Below are 18,743 nucleotides of genomic sequence, written 5' to 3'. Positions count from 1 at the left end.
GGATGATGCATATGGCTATCCCACAGACGCTTTCCGCGAAACCCCGTGTTCTCATCGTCGGCGGCGGCTATGTCGGTCTGACCACCGCGCAGCTGCTTCAGAAGAAGGTGAAGGCTGCCGGCGGGATCGTGACCGTCGTCGACCCGATGCCTTACATGACCTACCAGCCCTTCCTTCCCGAGGTCGTGGGCGGCCACATCGAGGCGCGCCACGCGGTCGTCTCGCATCGCCGTCACCTCAAGGACTCCGAGATCATCACCGGCAAGGTCACCGCCGTGGACCACGACGGCCGGACCGCCACGGTGGAGCTCTCCCAGGGTGAGACCGTGGAGCTTCCGTACCAGGACATCATCATGTCTGCCGGTGCCACCACCAAGACCTTCCCGATCGAGGGCCTCGCCGAGCACGGCATCGGCCTGAAGACCATCGAAGAGGCGCTGACTCTGCGCAACCACGTCCTGGAGCGCATCGAGGCCGCCTCGGTGATGACGGATGAGAAAGCCAAGTCCCGCGCCCTGACCTTCACCGTGGTCGGCGGCGGATTCGCCGGCATCGAGACCGTGGCCGAGATGGAAGACATCATCCGGGCCGCCGTGGGGGCCAACCCGCGCATCAGCCAGACCGATGTCCGCATCCTGATGGTCGAGGCCATGGGTCGGGTCATGCCCGAGGTCACCGAGGACCAGGCCGTCGGCGTCGTCGAGCACCTGCGCGGCCGCGGCATCGAGGTGCTGCTGAACACCTCGCTGGGCTCCGTCGTGGACGGCGAGATGCGCCTGGTCAACATGAAGGACAAGTCCGAGGCTGATCGATTCGAGTCCGACACCCTGGTGTGGACCGCAGGGGTGGCCGCCAACGTGGTGGCCAAGAACTCCGGCTTCCCGGTGGATCCGCGCGGCCGCGTCACCGGCACGGCCACGCTGCAGATCGCAGATGAAGACGGCAAGGTGCTGCAGAACGCCTGGACCGCCGGCGACATCTCCGCGATCCCGGACCTCAGCGGCGGCGGACTGCCCGACGGCACCTGCGTGCCGAACGCGCAGCACGCCTCCCGGCAGGCCAAGGTGCTGGCGAAGAACCTGCTGGCGGCCAGCTACGGCCAGGGCCAGCTCAGCGAGTACAAGCACGACTCCCTCGGAGCAGTCGCCGGTCTGGGCATGTTCCAGGGCGTGGGCAACCCGCTGAAGGTCAAGATCAACGGATTCCCCGCCTGGATGGCTCACCGCGGCTACCACGCACTGGCCATCCCCACCGTGGAGCGCAAGATCCGCGTGATCGGCGGCTGGGTCAACGAACTGGTGCTGGGCCGGGACTACACCCCGGTGCGCGACCTGGAGAACCCCTACGGCCAGTTCCAGGAGGCTGCCGGCGGCGTGAAGAAGAAGGAAGCCGCCAAGGGCTGAGCGTGAGGATCTCGCAAGACTGAACAAGAAGGCGGGCTGTCCATGACAGCCCGCCTTCTGCCCCTATAGCCCAATCGGCAGAGGCAACCGACTTAAAATCGGTCCAGTGTGGGTTCGAGTCCCACTGGGGGCACCTTGCAGCGGAGTTCATCGATGCTGGCGTGCCAGCTCGGGTCACCCGCGCCGCAAGCCGCGTAGCTGAGCGCCCTCACCCGCGGGGCGAGGCTGACACAGCCCCGCTCAGGCGCAGAGCCCAGTCTCACCCACGCCACGGGAACAGAGCAGGGTCTGCTCCACCCGGGTGAGCTCGTATCCGTATTCAGCCTGATCCACGTGCACGAAGAAGCGTTGGCCGGCCACCGAGTCGTCCAGGGCGCCGGTCACATCGATCCGATAGAAGTCTTCATCGAAATCCGCCGGTTCGCTCACCAGCACCCAGGAGGGCCCCATCTCGGAGTCCAACCCCGGCTCCTGGCGGCTCTCGGTGGCGCGGACGCCCACCGACTCTGCGAGCTCGTTCGGGTCCTGGGCCGCAGACACCTCGGCGAAGTCCTCGGTGACCTCCGTGGTCTCGCCGAACCAGAAGAGCCCGGCGTCCTGCGCCGAGCGGTGGAACCACCCGTAGCCGTCGGAGAGCTCGATCTCGCTCCAGAAGCCTTCATCCTCCGCTGCGCCGTTGGAGGTCTGCTCCTGAACCGATGACTCTGAGGGTTCGCCCTGGTCATCTTCGGCGTCTTCCAGAAGGTCGCCACGATCGGCTCCGCTGGGGTGATGACGCTCCCGGCCGCCCAGGTTCACAGCATCGAGTGACTGGAGCTCCGCCGTGACCTCGCTGGACCGGGTGGGTTCGGCGTAGACCGGAAGTGGCTCCTCAACCGGGTCGAGCCCGGCAACCCCGACCTCGTCGCCCTCTTCGGAGTTGTAGATCCTCTCGGCATCCTCGCCGTGACGCTCCTCGTCGAAGTCATCCGCTGCGAGGCGCTCGACACCGCCCGCCGGGAGTCCGCTGCCTGGAGCCCGCCGTTCCTGAGATTCGGTCTCCTCGGCGCTCTGGGGCTCCTCGGCGTCCTCAGACGCTGAGCCCTCTGGTTCCTGCGGATCGGCAAGGTCCCCGCTATCGACGGGGGCCGAAGAGTCCGCGTCGGAGCTGGGCGTATCAGACACCTCCGGAGCAGAGCCCGGGGAGGGGTCCGTTGAGGTCGACTCGGAGCTGCCGCAGCCGACCATCGCCAGCGCTAGCAGGGAAGCCAACGTCGAGAGCAAGGCGGTCTGAGGTGCGGTTCTGTGTCTCATATGTCTCCCGTAAAGATTCTCTCTTCTGCCCCACGGTACACAGCAGGGTCCGGCGGGGTGGGCCGTCAGCGACGGCACCCCCCGCGGGTGTCTCGAAGATCCACCGTGGTCAGAGAGCCGTCGTGTGAGCTCATCTCGCTCTGGATCTTGCCGCGGCGTCGGCCCTCTCGGGTGCTGGCCGTCAGAGTGCCATCAATGGATGCTCGGTTCGACCTCGCCGTCCTCGCTGCTCTATGCGTCGCCGCAGTCTGACGGCCCGTTGGTCGCGGAGCGGCAACCCGTCATGCCGATCGCGACGATCCGACCGATCGGCCGACCGCGCTGAGCCTTGGTGTGCGCCAGGTGCAGAACGCCCTGTGAACGTTCACGCGGAGTTTCGAGGCTGGCTGCTCGCCCTGGTTCACCGTTGGAGCCCGGATGGCTCCAGTTCTGGAGCTGGGCCCGTGGACTCGCGCAGGATCAACCGGCTCGCCGGGATCTGCGGCTGCGGCGCGGGCTCGTTGCGCACCAGGGCGATCAACCGCTGCATCGCGGAGCGTCCCTGGGAGGCCCGGTCGACGGTCACGGTGGACAGCGACGGGATGGCATACCGTGCGGTGGCCAGATCATCCCAGCCGGTGACGCTCAGGCGCCGGGGCACCTGCCACCCCCGGTCATGGGCCGCCCGCACCGCACCGAGGGCGAGGTAGTCATTGGCGGCGATCACGGCAGTGACCCCAGAGTCCTCCTCCAGTCCACTGATCGCCGAGTAGCCGGACTCGGTGGTCCAATCGCCGCCTCGCACCCCATGGGACTCCAGCCCAAGGACCTCGATGCTGCGCAGGTACTCCTCGCGCCGGGCACGCGCGGAGGACCATTCCTGCGGCCCCTGGATGTGCAGGAAGCGACGATGCCCCATGTCAGCCAGGGTCTGCATGATCTCCCGCAGCACCGAGGCGTCCGCCAGCGGACCGATCCCGCGCAGCTTGTCATCGTACTGATCAAGGATCGCCAGCGCCGTCGTCGAGGAGGTGCGTGCCTGTTCCGCCATGCCGGGCAGTGACCCCAGAGACAGCACGCCCTCCAGTCGTCCGGAGTCCAGGAGTTCCTGGGCGCGTCGGGCGCGGTCCGTCGCGGGCCCCTCGATCACAGAGATCTCCATGAAATAGCCGCTGCCTCGGGCCACCTCCGCGGCGGCCGCGAGGGTGGGTGTCGGCATGGCGGTGACTGGTGAGGGCAGGATCGCCGCCAGGATCCCGGTCTCACGGGTGCGCATCGAGCGCGCGATCATGTTCGGGCGGTAGTTCAGCTCCTTGATGGCCGCCTCGACCCGCTCCACCGTGGCTGGCTTGAACGGGCCCCGGTTGTGCAGGAACCGGGAGACCGTCTGGTGGGAGACCCCGGCCAGGGCAGCCACTTCGTGCAGAGTGGCCGCGCGCGGGGGTCGGCTGGTCATGGGGTGCTCCTGGACTGGATCGGAACCGGATGTGGACTGTTGCGATGATCCTCGCACACCGGGTGATCGATGCGCCTGAGGGAATGTGTTGACAGTCACACTGCAGAGTCAATAACCTCAGGTGGGACGATCAAAGTGATCGTTCACATTCGGGCGTCACCTGCCCATCGCCCCGTCACCGAGGAGATCGCATGTCAGAGGCCGCACACTCACCGACCGGTCCGGATCGCAAGATCCGAGCCGGGCTCATCGGCGCGGGCGGGATCGCCACCATCGCCCATCTGCCCACGCTGAAGGCCCACCAGGACCGAGTGGAGGTCGTCGGCATCGCCGATCTGGATCCTGATCGGGTGGGTCAGGTCGCCGACGAGTGGGGGATCGCGGGACGCTACCGCTCCGCGCAGGAGCTGCTCGACGCAGAGTCCCCTGACCTGCTGATCATCTGCACCCCACCCTCGGCGCATAAGGACGCGGCCATCGCCGGCCTGCGGGCCGGTGCCTGGGTCTGGTGTGAGAAGCCACCGGTGCTCACCCTGGCTGAATACGACGCAGTCGCCGCCGAGGAGGCCGAGGGCGGCCCGTATGCGTCCTACGTCTACCAGCACCGCTTCGGCTCCGGGGCGAAGACGCTGAAGAAGCAGGTCGCCGAGGCCACTCTGGGCCGCCCACTGGTCGCGCTGTGCAACACCCTCTGGTACCGGCCCCATGCCTACTACGACGTGCCCTGGCGCGGGAAATGGGCTACCGAGGGTGGCGGCCCGGCGATGGGCCACGGGATCCACCAGATCGACCTGCTCCTGGAGGTGTTGGGGGAGTGGACCGAGATCACCGCGGTGGCCGAGAAGCTGGACCGGGATGTGGAGACCGAGGACTTCTCCTCCGCCATCGTGCGCTTCGCCAACGGTGCGATCGCCACCGTGGTGACGTCCGTGCTCTCCCCCCGAGAGGTCTCCTACCTGCGCTTCGACTTCCAGGACGCCACCGTGGAGGTCGAGCACCTCTACGGCTATGACAACAGCTCCTGGAGGTGGACCCCGGCACCGCATGCGGCTGAGGATCTGGCGACCGTGGACTCCTGGTCTCCGCAGGAGAACGTGCCCTCCTCGCACCGGCAGCAGCTGGCTGAGCTGCTGGACTCCATGGAGGCCAAGGAACGGCCGCGCGCCTCTGGGGAGGAAGGCCGCCGCACCCTGGAGTTCATCGCGGCGCTGTATCAGTCCGCGGAGACCGGGAAGAGCGTGAAGCGCTCCGAGCTGCGCAACGAGGGCACCTACTACACCGCCATGCACGACGAGTCCCACACCTATGGAAAGCAGGGCTGATCCGATGACCACCGAGCAGACCACCACGACTGCGGCAGAGGCCGCCGCCGGGACTCACGCAGGCGTCGAGGCCGCCCAGTTCGAGGTCACCCCCGGGGAGAAGGAGATCGTGGTCACCGCCGCAGGCACCGAGATCCTGCGCTACGTCACGCACCCTGACTCCCCGCAGGAGGAGGCCCCCAAGCCCTATCTGTATCCGCTGCGCTTCCTCGACGGCGGCGAGGCCTCCGTCCGTCGCCCCTGGGACCACCGCTGGCACACCGGGCTGCAGTTCACCTGGTCCCATGTGGCCGACCAGAACTTCTGGGGCGGGCCCACCTTCGCCGCCGAGGACGGCTATAAGATGCGCGGCAATCTGGGGCGCATGGACCACAAGGGATTCAGCGCCACTCCCAGCGGAGGCGACGAGGTCGTCTTCGACGAGACCCTGGAATGGATCACCTCCCGCGAGGAGCACTGGATCGACGAGCACCGGGTCCAGCGCGTGCACTCCCTGGACACCGCGCGCGGCATCTGGGCCATCGACCTGACCACCGAACTCACCAACGTCTCCGGGGACACGCTGCCGCTGGGCAGCCCGACGACGGCGGGGCGCCCCAATGCCGGATACACCGGCTGGTTCTGGCGCGGGCCCCGCTCCTGGAGCGGCTGCCAGGTGGTCAACTCGGCCGGGGCTGAGGGTGAGGAGAACACCATGGGCCAGGTGGCCGACTGGGTCGCCTTCTCCTCCGAGCACGATGACCTCGACGGCGGCGGCACCATCATGGCCTTCGCAGGCACCTCCGAATGCGCCGGAACCGCTCTGCCGCCGATCAAGTGGTTCACCCGCAGCTCGATCTTCGCCGTGGCCAGCCAGTCTCCTGCGTTCGACGAAGAGATCCATCTCCCGGCCGGGGCCACCCTGCGGCTGCACCACCGCTTCCTCTTCATCGCCCGGGTGTTGGAGCCCGAGGAGCGGACGCGGATCGGGCAGGAGTTCACGCTCTGATGGGCAGCCAGAATCCAGGCACGGGCGGCCCGGTCCAGGACCAGAGCTCGATCCCTGATCCGGCCCGGGCGGCGCATCGGTCGCTGCCACGGTCGCTGCCTCGTTTTCCCGGCGGAACCTCGCTGAGCCACCTGTGCGTCTATGACTGGGAGACCTCCGACGGGCTGCACGGCGGCTCGCCGCACCTGCACACGCTCTCCACCGAGGCCTATGTGGTCACCTCCGGCCGAGGCGAGGTGCACACCATCAGCGCTGCCGGTCCGGCGGTGGACGAGCTCACCGCCGGTTCGCTGCTCTGGTTCACCCCGGGCACCGTGCACCGGCTGGTCAACCAGGACCAGCTGCAGATGCAGGTCATCATGTCCAACGCCGGGCTTCCCGAGGCAGGGGACGCGGTGCTGACCTTCCCCGAGGAGATCGTCGCCGATCCGCAGCGCTACCGAGAAGCGGTGACGCTGCCCGCCGCAGGTGACGAAGGCGCCCGTGCCGACGCCGCGCGGGCCCGCCGGGATCTGGCCATCGACGGCTACGAGCAGCTGCTGGGCAGGATCCAGGCCGACGGCGCCGAAGCCATGCGGCGTTTCCACGAGCTCGCGGTGGCTCTGGTCCGTCCCCGGGTGGGGGACTGGCGGCAGATCTGGGAGGACAACGTCGAGACCGAGACTCGGCGCACCAAGGCTCAGCTGCAGGCGCTGGGCACAGGCGATGGCAGTCATCTGCGCGAGGCCGCGGTCATCCGTGGGACACCTCGCCCGGAACCTCGGCTCTGGGGCATGTGCGGCCGGCTCCAGACCTGGACCGGACCGGAACCCGAGTCACAGGGCTGAACCGCACGGATCCTGGCGGGCGTGCAATCTGCCGGGGTGCGGCGGCGGCTCAGCGGACTCCGCGCGCAGCCAGCGCCTCGGCGGTCTCCTCCGCGTGGCGCAGGCTCATCACCAGCAGCGGCAGCACCGTGCCGCGCGGCGTCGGGCGCATTCCACGGGCCCGCTGCGCCTCCCGGATCTCGGCGTAGAAGGACAGGATCACCGGCACCGAACGGATCGTCAGCGACAGGGCCAAGGAGATCCGTTCGGCGCTGAGTCCCAGCCTGCGCAGCAACGGATCCAGCGGTCGCAGGACCCGCTCGAAGCTGGCGAGGATCTCGGACGTCGCCGTGGTCAGCGTGAACAGCGCCGCCAGCAGCACGACGGCGAGCACGCGCGCCACGTTGTAGCCGGTCTCCGCCGGAGTCAGGAAGATCAGCTGCGGGACGCTCAGCACCACCACCAGCCACTTCAGCCGCCAGAGCTGGGCGAGCAGCCCTCGAACCCCGATCCCGGCGAGGAGAAACCCCAGCAGGCTCGCGGCCCAGATGACCAGCAGCACGCCGAGGCTCTCCCGGAACATCGAGGCGATGAGTGCGGCCAGGAAGATCCCCAGGAACTTCGCACCCACTGGCAGCCGGTGCAGCAGCGAGGTCCCGGGTCGGTAGAGCGGGATCACCGCCTGCGACGCCGGGCGTGGCTGAACGGGGTCGGGTAGGCGCGAGCCAGCGAATGGGTCAGCGCCACGGCGATCACGGCCTTCAGCACGTCGCCGGGCAGGAATGCCAGGTTGATCAGTGCGGCCTGTTCCAGGCTCAGGCCCATCTGGAACGCCAGCACCGGCAGTCCGCAGGCATAGACCACAACGATCCCGCCGAGCGTGACGCCGAGGATGGTGCGCCAGAGCCGCAGAGGCCACGACGCCTGAGTGATCAGACCCACCAGGAACGCCCCCGGGATCCAGCCCAGGGCGAAGCCGGCACTGGGTCCGGCGAAGGCCCCGAGCCCGCCAGACCCCTGGGCGAGCAGCGGCAGACCCGCGGCGACGAGCGCGTGCAGGAGCATGACGGCCCCGGCTCCGCGCCACGGGCCCAGCACGGCGCCGGCGAGCATCACCCCGAGCGTCTGCAGGGTGATGGGCACGCCGCCGGCCAGGGGGATGGCGGGGAGCTGTCCCAGCACTGCGATGAGCGCGGCGAACATGGCCATCTGGCTGATCCCACGCACGGCGGCACTGGGTGAGGCGGGCGCGATGGAGGCTGGGCGCGTCGGCGCGGAGGCGACCTGAGATCTGTTGAACACCGTTCAAATATAGCCTCTGCGGGTCTGGGTCGTCCGCCGCTGGCAGATTCTCAGGTAATCACCAGCTCAGGCGGGGACCGGACGGTAGAATACTTCAGGAGACGTCCCTCACCAGATCAGTGGATCACCCGTGTCCGGTGAGGGCGGATGTCGAGATATTCAACCGAGCACCGATAGGAGTGCGGTCACACATGTCCAACCCGATCTTCAACACCGGTGCCTTCCCTGACCAGTTCAACGAGAAGAAGCGCGAACGGCGCCGGTTCTACATGAATGACCAGGGTGTGACCGAGCAGTCGCGCCAGCAGAGCCCCGGGCAGGGCCAGCCCTTCGCCGCTCAATACGGCATGCCGGGCCAGCAGGCCGGCCGTGCCGGTGCAGACCAGCTCAACCAGCAGTTCAACCTGCCCGACGCCGCCGGCTCCCAGGGTGCGGCGATGACCTATGACGATGTCATCCGCAAGACCGTCACCAGCTTCGCCGTCGTGCTGCTCGGTGCCGCCGGCGCCGTCGCCATCGGTCTGGTGATGCCGGGCGCGGTCATGGCGCTGGCGCTGGTCGCCGCCCTGGCCGGCTTCGGGCTCGGCCTGGTCAACGCCTTCAAGAAGGAGCCCAACCCGGCTCTGATCCTGGCCTACTCGGCCACCCAGGGCTTCTTCCTGGGTGCCTTCACCATGGTCATGGAGATGATGTTCCCGGGTATCGCGGTGCAGGCCGTGCTGGCCACTCTGGCGGTCTTCGGCACCGTGCTGGCGCTGTTCAAGTCCGGCAAGGTCCGCGCCACCCCGAAGCTGAACAAGATGTTCTTCGTGGCGATCATCGGCTACGCGGTCTTCTCGCTGATGAACTTCGGCCTGGTGATGTTCACCGATATCGGAATGTTCGGTCTGCGTGCGGGCTGGATGGGAGTCGCCATCGGCGCCTTCGCCATCCTGCTGGCCACGTACTCCCTGGTCATGGACTTCACCAACATCCAGGAGGGTGTCGAAGCTGGGGTGTCGCAGAAGTACGGCTGGGCCGCTGCCTTCGGGCTCACCGTGTCCCTGGTGTGGCTCTACATCGAGATCCTCCGGGTGATCGCCATCGTCCGATCAATGGCCGAATAGGCCCACCCTTGAACCGAGTTCCTTCTCTGCGCTGAAGAGCGCACGTGATGGACTCTCCGCCGTAGACACCGGGCCCGTCCGATGCGTGAGCGCATCAGGCGGGCCCGTCGTCGTCTTGACCCCCGACCGCCATGGCAGGATGTAGCAATGAACACCGTCGAGAAGCTTGAGCTGATGGAAGAGGACGTCCCGCCCAGGATGGCCGAGGAGCAGCGAATCCAGGACGATGTCCCGTGGGGGATCCGGATCGCCGCCGCCTGGTCCTGGCGCGTCATCATCATCCTGCTCTTCGCGGGCGTGCTGATCTGGCTGCTCAGTCACATCTCGCTGCTGCTGATCCCGCTGCTGGTGGCAGCGCTGCTGGCCACGCTGCTGCGCCCGCTGCACAACCTCTTCGTGAAGTGGAAGTTCCCGCGCGTGGTCGCCGCGATCACCACGCTGCTGGTGCTCATCGGGTTCGTCGCGGGACTGCTCTGGCTGGTCGGCCAGCAGCTCGTGGAGGGCTTTGCCGACATGGCCAGCCAGGTCACCGCGGGCCTCTTCGAGCTGGTCACCCTCGCCGAGGAGACCGCCGCCGGGTTCGGGATCGAGCTCTCCACCGACCAGATCAACCAGGGTCTTGAAGAGGGCCTGACTTATCTGCAGGACAACTCCGAGACGATCCTCGGCGGAGCGATGGCCATCGGCTCCACCGCCGGCAACATCGTTGTGGGCGGGATTCTGGCCCTGTTCACGCTGATCTTCTTCCTCGCCGATGGTCGCAAGATCTGGGACTTCCTGGTGTTCTTCGCCCCCGGCAAGCACCGTCCCGCCATTCATGGCGCGGGCCGCCGAGGCTGGACCGCGCTGGGCTCCTATATGCGGGTCCAGGTCTTCGTCGCGGCCGTCGACGCCGTCGGGATCGGGATCGGCGCGGCGCTGCTGGGCGTCCCGCTGGCGCTGCCGGTGGCCGTGCTGGTCTTCCTGGGCTCCTTCATCCCGATCGTGGGCGCCGTGGTCACCGGTGCCGTCGCGGTGATCCTGGCCCTGGTGGCCAACGGCCTGGGCAACGCGCTGCTCATGGTCGGCGTGGTGCTGCTGGTCCAGCAGATCGAGTCCAACATCCTGCAGCCCATCGTGATGGGCAAGGCCGTGCGGCTGCACCCGCTGGCCGTGATCCTCGCCGTCACCGCCGGCACCACTCTGCTGGGCATCGTCGGCGCGCTCTTCGCCGTGCCGGTGCTGGCCTTCGTCACTCGCGCCGCGAGGTACCTGGTGAAGGAGGAGTGGCGCGGCGACCCCGAGGCGAAAGAGATGGAGAAGCTGGAGAAGGAGGAAGCGATCAAGCGCGCCGCGCAGAAGGAGGTCCACGAGGCCGAGGAGCAGGCCTCCCTGGCGAACATCACCCGCCGGCTCAAGGAGACGATCCCCGGACTGGACCCGGAGAAGCGCGGCTTCGGCCGCCGCGGAGACGCCCCCGAGGGGCACCTGACTCGCACCGAGACGCACACCGCGGCCGGGACGCGACCGCACCCCGACGCTGACCATGCGGGTGAGGACCACGGCCAGGCCGGCCCTGCGCGGCACGACTCGCGGCACGACTCGCGGCACGACGACGAGGGCGGGCGAGCATGACGCAGATCCAGCACGACGCGCAGGATCGACCCGGCGCGCAGCTGAGCGTGCAGCTTGAGGACATCGAGGCCGCGCAGAAGCTGCTCGCCGACATCATCGTGCGCACCCCCATGGAGCACTCGCGAGCCCTGGGCCGGATGGTGGATGCCACGGTGCACCTGAAGGCCGAGAATCTGCAGCGCGCCGGGTCCTTCAAGGTGCGCGGGGCCTATGTGCGCATGGCGCGGCTCTCCGAGGAGGAGAAGGCTCGCGGCGTCGTCGCCGCCTCAGCAGGCAACCACGCCCAAGGTGTGGCGCTGGCGGCGAAGAAGCTGGGGATCACCGCGAAGATCTACATGCCGCGCGGCGTCGCCCTGCCCAAGCTCGCCGCCACACGTGACCACGGGGCCGAGGTGATCCTGCACGGCTCCAACGTCGACGAGGCACTGGCCGAGGCGCAGCGGGAGTCTGATGCGACCGGGTCGGTCTTCATCCACCCGTTCAACAACACTGACGTCGTGGCCGGGCAGGGGACCATCGGGCTGGAGATCCTGGAGCAGGAGCCAGACGTGGACACCGTGATCATGGGCATCGGCGGCGGCGGACTTCTCGCCGGCTCGGCGGTCGCGATCAAACAACAGGCTGCCCGGCTGGGTCGTGAGGTCAAGATCATCGGCGTCCAGGCGGAGAACGCGGCCGCGTATCCGCCCTCGCTCGCGGCCGACGCCCTGGTTCCGATCGAGGGGGAGCGCACGATTGCCGACGGCATCGCCGTGGGCCGTCCGGGGGAGATCCCCTTCGAGATCATCAAGGACCTGGTCGATGAGGTCGTCACGGTCAGCGAGGATGCGATCGCACGCGCGCTGATCTTCCTGCTGGAACGCTCAAAGATGGTCGTGGAACCGGCCGGTGCGGTGCCGGTCGCCGCGCTGATGGAGGGCAAGCTCGCGGACCTGGGCATCGATTCCAAGAACATCGTCGCGGTGCTCTCCGGGGGCAACATCGACCCGATGCTCATGCTGCGCGTGATCCAGCACGGCCTCTCCGCGGCCGACCGGTTCCTCACGGTGAAGATGATGCTCAAGGACCTGCCCGGGGAGCTCGCGACGATCTCTCAGATCATCGCCGACGCCGACGCGAACGTCACCGGAGTCGACCACAGCCGGATCGGCGGGGCGCTGTCCATGGGGGAGGTCTCCATCGTGATCAACATGGAGACCAAGGGCGCCGAACACTCCGAACGGGTGCTCAACCGGCTCCGCGCCCAGGGCTACGAACCGATGGTTCCGCAACACTGACTCGGCAGCACTGACCCGCATCGCCGGACTGCAGGACTGACGCCCTGGCAGCATCGGGCTGTACACAGACGACGACGGCGGCCCCTCCGTGGTGGAGGGAGCCGCCGTCGTCGTTATGCGCTGTGAGCCTGGCTCTCAGCCGCCGAAGGGCTCGGCGGAGACGATCTCCACCGGGATGTCCTTGCCGTTGGGCGCGGAGTAGCTGAGCTTGTCTCCGGGCTTGGCGCCGTTGATGGCCTCACCGATGGGGGAGCGCTCGGAGTACACCTCGAGGTCGGTGTCCCCAGCGATCTCGCGGTTGCCGAAGAGGAACTTCATGGTGTTGCCTGCGATCTTGGCCTCGACGAGCATTCCGGGAACCACGGTGTCTCCGGTGGGGGCCTCGCCGACGTAGGCGTTCTCGAGCAGGTCGCTGAGGTAGCGGATCCGCGCCTCGGCCTTGCCCTGCTCCTCCTTGGCCGCGTGGTAGCCGCCGTTCTCCTTGAGGTCGCCTTCTTCGCGAGCAGACTCGATGCGGTCAACGATCTCCTGGCGACCGGGTCCGCTGAGGTGCTTGAGCTCGCTCTCCAGCCGGTCGTAGGCCTCCTGGGTCAGCCACTGAGCGTTCTCGTCGATCTCGGGGGTGTTCGTTGACACTTTTCATCTCTCCTTATTCATGCAAAGACCCCGCCGTGGGGCGGCATGGTGTTCGGCCTTGGGCCCGGAACATGCCTCGGCGGGGTGTTGATGCGTTCCCCACATGCTAGTGGGGGTGCTCCGGATTCTCAATCAGGACCGTGGCTACTGATCGGAACTGGCCTCGGCTTCCGCGGCCGGGGCGGGAAGGAAACCTGCTCCGCTGAACGCTGAACGTGCGCGCTCTGACGTGAGGATGCCCATGAACTCGTTGGCGTCGCCGGCGCTGGTGGGCTCGGCCAGCACGGCACCCCAGATCTGGGTGGTGCTCTGGAAGGACTGTGGAATGTCGAAGGTCTGAAGGGCCGCATCCTGGGCCAGCACCTCGGTGACGTAGTCCAGGGCGGCGTCGCTCTCGCCGGCCGTCAGGCTCTGCACCGGGTGGGGCGGCTCCGAGTTGGGTCCTGCAGGGGTGACATCGAACTCATCGACGCCGAGGTCGAGGTCGAAGTCCCCGGCGAGGCCGGTGATCGCCTCGGTGCAGGGAGCATCCCCGGCGCAGGTGCTCACCCGCAGATCAGCGGCCCGCGCAGTGAAGTCATCGAAGCCGGTGATCGCCTGCGGGTTCTCCGCCGTGGCCACCAGCACCAGGCGATTGCTCGCCAGGGCACGCGCGTCGCCGTCGATGTCTCCAGCCTGGGTGAACGACTGCATCTGTTCTCGGGAGGCGGTGAGGATCAGGTCGGCGTCGGGATCGGTCTCGACCCTGCGCTGCAGGGCCTCGCTGTCCAGGTATTCGACGTGGGCGGAGACTCCGCTCTGCCGGTCGTGGAGCTCGGCGTTGAGCGCATCCAGTGCCGGGGCGGTGGAGGGTGCGGCGAGCACCTTCACGCTGCGCTGGTCTGCCGTGGAGATCTGGGTGGCGGGACCGCAGGCGCTGAGCACGAAGGCGGCGACGAAGCAGAGCAGCAGCACCAGAGCGATCACGCCGCGCATGCGGTAGAAGAGAGAGTCGGGTTTCATGGGCAGGCCCCCAAAAGGGTGTGGAGCCCGTCTGCTAGAGCTCTTTGTGTGATGCGAAGAGGCAGCTGGCTACTCGATGTCCCAGCAGGAGTCCACCACTCCGGTGACTCCGCGGGACTCGGTCCGCAGCTCGGTGCGGTAGTACTCGCTGCGATCTCCTGGTTCCGACCCTTCGTGAGGGCCGATCGTGATGACCCGGGCGCCGACAACCGCATAGCTGTTGTCCAGCACGTGGATCATGCACTGCACCGTAACATCTTGGTCCTTCGAGACCTCGAAGTCGACGGTGGCCTCGGTGTCCGAAATGATCGTGTATCCGACGTCGTTGTGCGTAATCTGACCGACCGCGTTGCCCACCGTGAAGTAGACCATCGCGCCGAGCGCGAGGATCAGGGCGCCGATGATCATCCAGCGCTGGGACTTCGGCGAGGCGCTGCGCCTGCGGGCGCCGTACCGTGACTCCAGCTCGGTGGAGGACTCGGCGTCGGTGGTGCTGGACTCAGTCATCAGGACTATTCTAGGTGCTTATGCAGAGTTCACATCGCACCCTCCCGCAGACGTCCTCGACGGATGCCTCCACCCGTTCCTCGGCTGAGAAGAGCTCGCTGGCCGGAGACCAGGAGGGCTCACTGGATACGCACACCGATCCCGCACCTCGCGCGGCCGAACAGCCCGGCACCGAACATCACGGCACCGATATGAGCACCGACGTGGTCCATACTCAGGTGACCGGAGCTGCGGCCCGGAGCCTGCCGCCCTCGAGCGGGCTGCGCATGCTGGCCGTGCACGCACACCCCGATGACGAGTCCTCCAAGGGTGCTGCGATGATGGCGGCCTACGCCGCGGCCGGGGCGGAGGTCATGGTGGCCACGGCCACCGGCGGTGAGCAGGGTGATCTGCTGAATCCCGCGGCCGAAGAGATCCTGCAGACCCACCGCGACCTCCCAGGGGTACGCCGGATGGAGATGGCCGAGGCTGCCGAGGCGCTGAACATCTCCCACGTCTGGCTGGGCTTCGCCGATTCCGGTCTCCCCGAGGGCGACCCGACCCCGCCGCTGCCGTTCGGCAGCTTCGCGACGCTGCCGCTGGAACAAGCCGCAGCTCCGTTGGTGCGCCTGGTCCGCCGCTTCCGGCCGCACGTGATCCTCTCCTACGACGAGGTCGGGGGCTACCCGCATCCGGATCACATCATGAGCCACAAGATCACGGTGGAGGCCTACCGTGCCGCCGGGGATCCCACGCAGTATCCGGGCCTGGGGGAGGCCTGGGAGCCGCAGAAGCTGTACTACGACCGCGCCTTCAACCCAGGCAGGTTCGAGGCGATCCATAACGCCCTGATCGAAGCCGGACACGAGTCCCCGTACGAGGATCGACTCCTGCGCTTCCGGGACGGTTCGATCCCATGGATGACCGAGCACAAGGTCACCACGCAGATCCCGGTGGGCACGTTCCTGGAGCACCGGGACCGCGCACTGCGCGCCCACCGCACCCAGGTGGAGCCCGATGGCTTCTTCTTCGCGACGCCCAACGAGTTCCTGCGCGAGGTGTGGCCCTGGGACGATTATGTGCTGGTGGATTCCCGGGTGGAGACCGAGCTGCCGGAACACGATCTCTTCAGCGGACTGCGCTGACGACTCGGTTCACCGCTGGATTTCTACAGCGCGTAGACTTGGACCAGCGGTCGCCGTCGGCGGCTGTCGAAGAGGCCCGGTCCGGCAGGACTGACGACGTTCGAAGGCAGAGACACCTGTGGTTCTAATTCCCTCGGTCAACAACCCATGGCCAGGTGGTGGCGACGGCGGTGACGCGCCCGAGCTCCGTCCTGGCCTGGAAGAGGCCGAGATCACGCCGGGGATCGAGGGCTTCCTGTTCACCGCTCTGGTCGTGGTGCTGCTGATCGTGGTGGTCCGCGACCTGGTCAAGCGGATGCGCCGGATGAAGTACCGGGCGCAGGTAGAGGCGGAGTCCGTCGAGGACGAGGCCGAGTTCCCCGGGGAGATCACCGAGGCGGAGATCTCCGCCGCTCAGCAGCGCTCCCGCGACGCTGCCGCCGAGGCGCGCTTCGGCCCGGCCCCCACCACGGCGACCCCGCCGGTGGAGAACGAACCCCAGCCGCCCTCCCGCTGAGCCCAACCTCCCCCCGCCGCCGTTGCGTTGAGGGGCGGATTTCGCGAGCAGTTGAGTGGGATCTCGGCGCCAGATACCCGCAGATTCAGCCCCTCAACCAGCCGGTGGGGTGTCCTACACTGGCGCCATGGTGAGAACTCTTCCGTACGGCTCTTGGCCCTCTATGATCTCCGCTGAACAGCTCGCCGTCGGTGGCAACCGACTGGGCTCCCCGCAGTGGGTGGGCGAGCAGCTCTTCTGGAGCGAGGCGCTCGCCGCCGAGGGCGGCCGGCAGACCATCGTCCGGACCCACGCGGATCCGCGCAGCGCTGATGACGCCGACGACGGCGCCGCCCGCCCCAGCTCCCCGCCGCCCTCCGCAACGGTGACCGTGCTGCCGGCACCGTTCAATGCCCGGTCTCGGGTCCATGAATACGGCGGTGCCTCCTGGATCGCGCTGCCCGCGGCTGCTGACTCACCGGCTGCTGACTCGCACGCTGCCGACTCGCAGGCTGCTTGTTCCGTCACCGGTGGAGCCCCTGTCGCGTCGCTGCCAGCTGGGGCCCTGCCCGCTGGGGTCCTGCCCGAGGGCGGCGCGGCGCAGGCTCCGGTGGTGCTGTTCGTGAACTTCACCGATCAGCGGGTCTACGCCTTCGTCGAGGGCGGCACCCCGCAGCCGATCAGCCCGGTGGGGCCCGAGGTGAGCTCCGCCGGGGGACCGTCGCTGCGCTGGGCGCAGCCCACTGCGGTCAGGCTCTCCGATGGCGCCACGGAGGTGTGGTGGGTCTGCGAGGAGCACCTCGACGGAGCAGACGTACACGGCGCCCCGCTGATCGAGCGCTACATCGCGGCGCTCCCGCTGGATGGCGCCGCGGCCGAGGATCAGTCGATGGTGCGCAAGGTGACGCCCTCCTCCCGGTTCCTGGCGCACCCGCAGCTCTCACCCGATGGGACCCAGCTGGCCTGGATCTCCTGGGAGCACCCGCAGATGCCGTGGGACGGGACCGAGCTGCGCCTGGGCCGGGTCGCCGGCGGGATCGTGGTCGAGGATTCGGTGCTCGACGGGGGAACCGAGGTCTCGGTGCTGCAGCCGCAGTGGCGCCGAGACGGCGAGCTGCTCTACCTCAGCGACCGCTCCGGCTGGTGGAATCCCTGGACGGTCCAGACTTCAGCAGGTCCCTCTGCGGCACCGGCTCCGCGCCAGCTGCTTCAGGATCCGCAAGAGTATGCCGGTCCGCTGTGGCAGCTGGGTGCGAGCTGGCTCAGCCTGATCGACGCCGACCATGCGCTGAGCATCCATGGCACGGCCACGGAGACGCTGGGTGTGTTGGATCTGAACACCGGCGAGGTGACCCCGCTGGAGCTGCCGCACACCAGCATCACCGGGGTCAGCCTGCGCCCGGACGGAGCGCTTGCGCTGCACGGCGCCTCCCGGACCGAGTTCTCCGCGATCAGCGTGGGGCGGCTCAGCGCCCCCGAACCTCAGTGGCGGCTCGACCAGCTCGGCGTCGTCCGGTCCTCCCGTGAGGACGCGCCAGATCCGGGGCTGCTGCCGAGCCCGGAGCCGATCACGGTGCCCGGGCCCGGGGGCGAAGAGGTCCACGCGGTGCTCTACCGGCCGCGCCAGACCGGATACGCGGCGCCGGCGGGGGAGCTGCCGCCGTTCATCGCGCAGGTCCACGGCGGACCCACTGGACAGGCCGCCGTCGGGCTCTCGCTGGGCATCGCGTACTACACCTCGCGCGGCATCGGCGTGGTGGACATCAACTACGGCGGATCCACCGGATTCGGTCGGGCCTACCGCGACCGGCTCAAGGGCCAGTGGGGCGTGGTGGACGTGGCAGACACCGTCGCGGTGATGGAGCACCTCGTCAACCAGGGCATCGCCGACCCGCAGCGGCTGGGGATCGAGGGCGGGAGCGCCGGAGGATGGACCACCCTGGCGTGCCTGACCCGCACCGAGACCTTCGCGGCAGGCGTCTCCAGCTTCGGCGTGGCGGACCTGGTGGCGCTGGCCGAGGACACCCACGACTTCGAATCCCGCTACCTCGACGGGCTGGTGGGTCCCTATCCGGAGGCTGCTGAGATCTACCGCGAGCGGGCCCCGCTGAACCACGTGGACTCCCTGAGCTGCCCGGTGCTGCTGCTCCAGGGCGACGAGGATCCGATCGTCCCACCCAACCAGGCTGAGATGTTCCGCGACGCCCTGGCCGCGAAGTCCATCCCGCATGCCTACCTGCTCTTCGCCGGAGAGCAGCACGGATTCCGCAAGGCCGAGAACATCATCGCCAGCTTCGAGGCCTCGCTGAGCTTCTACGGCCAGATCTTCGGCTTCGAGCCCGCGGGGATCCCACACCTCGAATTGAGCCGCTGACCCCTCCCGCGTCAATCTTGAGCGGCTGATTCTCCGAGCAGTTGAGTGGGATCGGACCCCGAGATGCGCGCAGATTCCG

17 protein-coding genes and 1 tRNA gene are annotated in these 18,743 nt (G+C 68.1%); 11 read left to right on the top strand and 7 right to left on the bottom strand.

What is annotated here, in order from left to right; all coding sequences use genetic code 11:
- Positions 1-11 precede the first annotated feature (11 nt).
- Positions 12-1,403, top strand: coding sequence for an NAD(P)/FAD-dependent oxidoreductase (locus tag HNR11_RS00935; protein WP_179440718.1), 1,392 nt, complete (start codon positions 12-14; stop codon positions 1,401-1,403).
- A gap of 59 nt (positions 1,404-1,462) precedes the next feature.
- Positions 1,463-1,536 (top strand) — tRNA-Leu (locus HNR11_RS00930).
- 107 nt (positions 1,537-1,643) lie between these two features.
- Here the strand turns inward: HNR11_RS00930 and HNR11_RS00925 are convergent.
- Both HNR11_RS00925 and HNR11_RS00920 read right to left on the bottom strand, forming a co-directional pair.
- Entirely contained in the window at positions 1,644-2,567 is a 924-nt protein-coding gene (locus tag HNR11_RS00925; protein ID WP_179440717.1) for a hypothetical protein, read from the bottom strand.
- 529 nt (positions 2,568-3,096) lie between these two features.
- Positions 3,097-4,131 (bottom strand): LacI family DNA-binding transcriptional regulator, encoded by a 1,035-nt coding sequence (locus HNR11_RS00920; RefSeq protein WP_179440716.1) that lies wholly within the window; start codon positions 4,129-4,131, stop codon positions 3,097-3,099.
- 191 nt (positions 4,132-4,322) lie between these two features.
- Between HNR11_RS00920 and HNR11_RS00915 the strand changes: the two genes are divergently transcribed.
- The 3 genes from HNR11_RS00915 to HNR11_RS00905 are packed head-to-tail and all read left to right on the top strand — an operon-like array spanning position 4,323 to position 7,268.
- The gene (locus HNR11_RS00915) at positions 4,323-5,453 is read left to right on the top strand and encodes a Gfo/Idh/MocA family protein (RefSeq protein WP_179440715.1); all 1,131 of its coding nucleotides are present in this window, start codon (positions 4,323-4,325) and stop codon (positions 5,451-5,453) included.
- A 4-nt stretch (positions 5,454-5,457) separates the two neighbouring features.
- Entirely contained in the window at positions 5,458-6,441 is a 984-nt protein-coding gene (locus tag HNR11_RS00910) for a DUF6807 domain-containing protein (protein WP_179440714.1), read from the top strand.
- Positions 6,441-7,268 (top strand): cupin domain-containing protein, encoded by an 828-nt coding sequence (locus HNR11_RS00905; protein WP_179440713.1) that lies wholly within the window; start codon positions 6,441-6,443, stop codon positions 7,266-7,268. Before HNR11_RS00910 ends, HNR11_RS00905 begins: the two co-directional genes overlap by 1 nt.
- Before the next feature lie 49 nt (positions 7,269-7,317).
- On the opposite strand, the gene HNR11_RS00900 is transcribed toward HNR11_RS00905, so the two are convergent.
- Together HNR11_RS00900 and HNR11_RS00895 are read right to left on the bottom strand one after the other, a co-directional pair.
- Positions 7,318-7,926, bottom strand: coding sequence for a CbiQ family ECF transporter T component (locus HNR11_RS00900; RefSeq protein WP_179440712.1), 609 nt, complete (start codon positions 7,924-7,926; stop codon positions 7,318-7,320).
- Complete coding sequence (locus HNR11_RS00895; RefSeq protein ID WP_343050537.1) at positions 7,923-8,549, bottom strand: biotin transporter BioY; 627 nt, start codon at positions 8,547-8,549, stop codon at positions 7,923-7,925. The genes HNR11_RS00900 and HNR11_RS00895 overlap by 4 nt, the downstream gene beginning before the upstream one ends.
- A 191-nt stretch (positions 8,550-8,740) precedes the next feature.
- On the opposite strand from HNR11_RS00895, the gene HNR11_RS00890 reads away from it, so the two are divergent.
- The 3 genes from HNR11_RS00890 (at position 8,741) to ilvA (ending at position 12,546) form a co-directional block, all read left to right on the top strand.
- Positions 8,741-9,655 (top strand): Bax inhibitor-1/YccA family protein, encoded by a 915-nt coding sequence (locus HNR11_RS00890; RefSeq protein ID WP_179440711.1) that lies wholly within the window; start codon positions 8,741-8,743, stop codon positions 9,653-9,655.
- 147 nt (positions 9,656-9,802) lie between these two features.
- On the top strand, positions 9,803-11,269 hold the full coding sequence (locus HNR11_RS00885) for an AI-2E family transporter (RefSeq protein WP_179440710.1): 1,467 nt from the start codon (positions 9,803-9,805) through the stop codon (positions 11,267-11,269).
- Positions 11,266-12,546 (top strand): threonine ammonia-lyase, encoded by a 1,281-nt coding sequence (ilvA, locus tag HNR11_RS00880; protein ID WP_179440709.1) that lies wholly within the window; start codon positions 11,266-11,268, stop codon positions 12,544-12,546. The genes HNR11_RS00885 and ilvA overlap by 4 nt, the downstream gene beginning before the upstream one ends.
- Before the next feature lie 135 nt (positions 12,547-12,681).
- Here ilvA and greA read toward each other — a convergent pair whose 3' ends face one another.
- The 3 genes from greA to HNR11_RS00865 all read right to left on the bottom strand — a co-directional run bounded on the left by greA (position 12,682) and on the right by HNR11_RS00865 (position 14,691).
- The gene (gene greA / locus HNR11_RS00875) at positions 12,682-13,182 is read right to left on the bottom strand and encodes a transcription elongation factor GreA (RefSeq protein ID WP_058887329.1); all 501 of its coding nucleotides are present in this window, start codon (positions 13,180-13,182) and stop codon (positions 12,682-12,684) included.
- 144 nt (positions 13,183-13,326) lie between these two features.
- On the bottom strand, positions 13,327-14,184 hold the full coding sequence (locus HNR11_RS00870; protein ID WP_179440708.1) for a molybdate ABC transporter substrate-binding protein: 858 nt from the start codon (positions 14,182-14,184) through the stop codon (positions 13,327-13,329).
- 69 nt (positions 14,185-14,253) lie between these two features.
- Complete coding sequence (locus tag HNR11_RS00865) at positions 14,254-14,691, bottom strand: DUF4307 domain-containing protein (protein ID WP_179440707.1); 438 nt, start codon at positions 14,689-14,691, stop codon at positions 14,254-14,256.
- Positions 14,692-14,957: 266 nt separating this feature from the next.
- Here HNR11_RS00865 and mca point away from each other — a divergent pair, with 266 nt between their 5' ends.
- The 3 genes from mca (at position 14,958) to HNR11_RS00850 (ending at position 18,664) form a co-directional block, all read left to right on the top strand.
- Positions 14,958-15,815, top strand: a complete 858-nt coding sequence (mca, locus tag HNR11_RS00860) for a mycothiol conjugate amidase Mca (RefSeq protein ID WP_058887692.1) — start codon at positions 14,958-14,960, stop codon at positions 15,813-15,815.
- A gap of 118 nt (positions 15,816-15,933) precedes the next feature.
- The gene (locus HNR11_RS00855) at positions 15,934-16,311 is read left to right on the top strand and encodes a hypothetical protein (RefSeq protein WP_179440706.1); all 378 of its coding nucleotides are present in this window, start codon (positions 15,934-15,936) and stop codon (positions 16,309-16,311) included.
- A 127-nt stretch (positions 16,312-16,438) separates the two neighbouring features.
- On the top strand, positions 16,439-18,664 hold the full coding sequence (locus HNR11_RS00850) for a prolyl oligopeptidase family serine peptidase (RefSeq protein WP_179440705.1): 2,226 nt from the start codon (positions 16,439-16,441) through the stop codon (positions 18,662-18,664).
- The last annotated feature ends 79 nt before the right edge of the window (positions 18,665-18,743 follow it).

Origin of the sequence: Nesterenkonia sandarakina, assembly GCF_013410215.1 — a bacterium.
GTDB lineage: Bacteria > Actinomycetota > Actinomycetes > Actinomycetales > Micrococcaceae > Nesterenkonia > Nesterenkonia sandarakina.
The sequence above is the reverse complement of the archived record's forward strand: the minus strand, read 5'-3'. Positions and strand labels throughout refer to the sequence as shown.

What these genes read in the sequence shown, in the direction of transcription:
- HNR11_RS00915 (WP_179440715.1), top strand. Translation starts at nt 4,323, where the DNA reads ATGTCAGAGGCCGCACACTCACCGACCGGTCCGGATCGCAAGATCCGA.
- HNR11_RS00885 (WP_179440710.1), top strand. Translation starts at nt 9,803, where the DNA reads ATGAACACCGTCGAGAAGCTTGAGCTGATGGAAGAGGACGTCCCGCCC.
- mca (WP_058887692.1), top strand. Translation starts at nt 14,958, where the DNA reads ATGCTGGCCGTGCACGCACACCCCGATGACGAGTCCTCCAAGGGTGCT.
- HNR11_RS00935 (WP_179440718.1), top strand. Translation starts at nt 12, where the DNA reads ATGGCTATCCCACAGACGCTTTCCGCGAAACCCCGTGTTCTCATCGTC.
- HNR11_RS00910 (WP_179440714.1), top strand. Translation starts at nt 5,458, where the DNA reads ATGACCACCGAGCAGACCACCACGACTGCGGCAGAGGCCGCCGCCGGG.
- HNR11_RS00890 (WP_179440711.1), top strand. Translation starts at nt 8,741, where the DNA reads ATGTCCAACCCGATCTTCAACACCGGTGCCTTCCCTGACCAGTTCAAC.
- HNR11_RS00920 (WP_179440716.1), bottom strand. Translation starts at nt 4,131, where the DNA reads ATGACCAGCCGACCCCCGCGCGCGGCCACTCTGCACGAAGTGGCTGCC.
- ilvA (WP_179440709.1), top strand. Translation starts at nt 11,266, where the DNA reads ATGACGCAGATCCAGCACGACGCGCAGGATCGACCCGGCGCGCAGCTG.
- HNR11_RS00865 (WP_179440707.1), bottom strand. Translation starts at nt 14,691, where the DNA reads ATGACTGAGTCCAGCACCACCGACGCCGAGTCCTCCACCGAGCTGGAG.
- HNR11_RS00850 (WP_179440705.1), top strand. Translation starts at nt 16,439, where the DNA reads ATGGTGAGAACTCTTCCGTACGGCTCTTGGCCCTCTATGATCTCCGCT.
- HNR11_RS00870 (WP_179440708.1), bottom strand. Translation starts at nt 14,184, where the DNA reads ATGAAACCCGACTCTCTCTTCTACCGCATGCGCGGCGTGATCGCTCTG.
- HNR11_RS00905 (WP_179440713.1), top strand. Translation starts at nt 6,441, where the DNA reads ATGGGCAGCCAGAATCCAGGCACGGGCGGCCCGGTCCAGGACCAGAGC.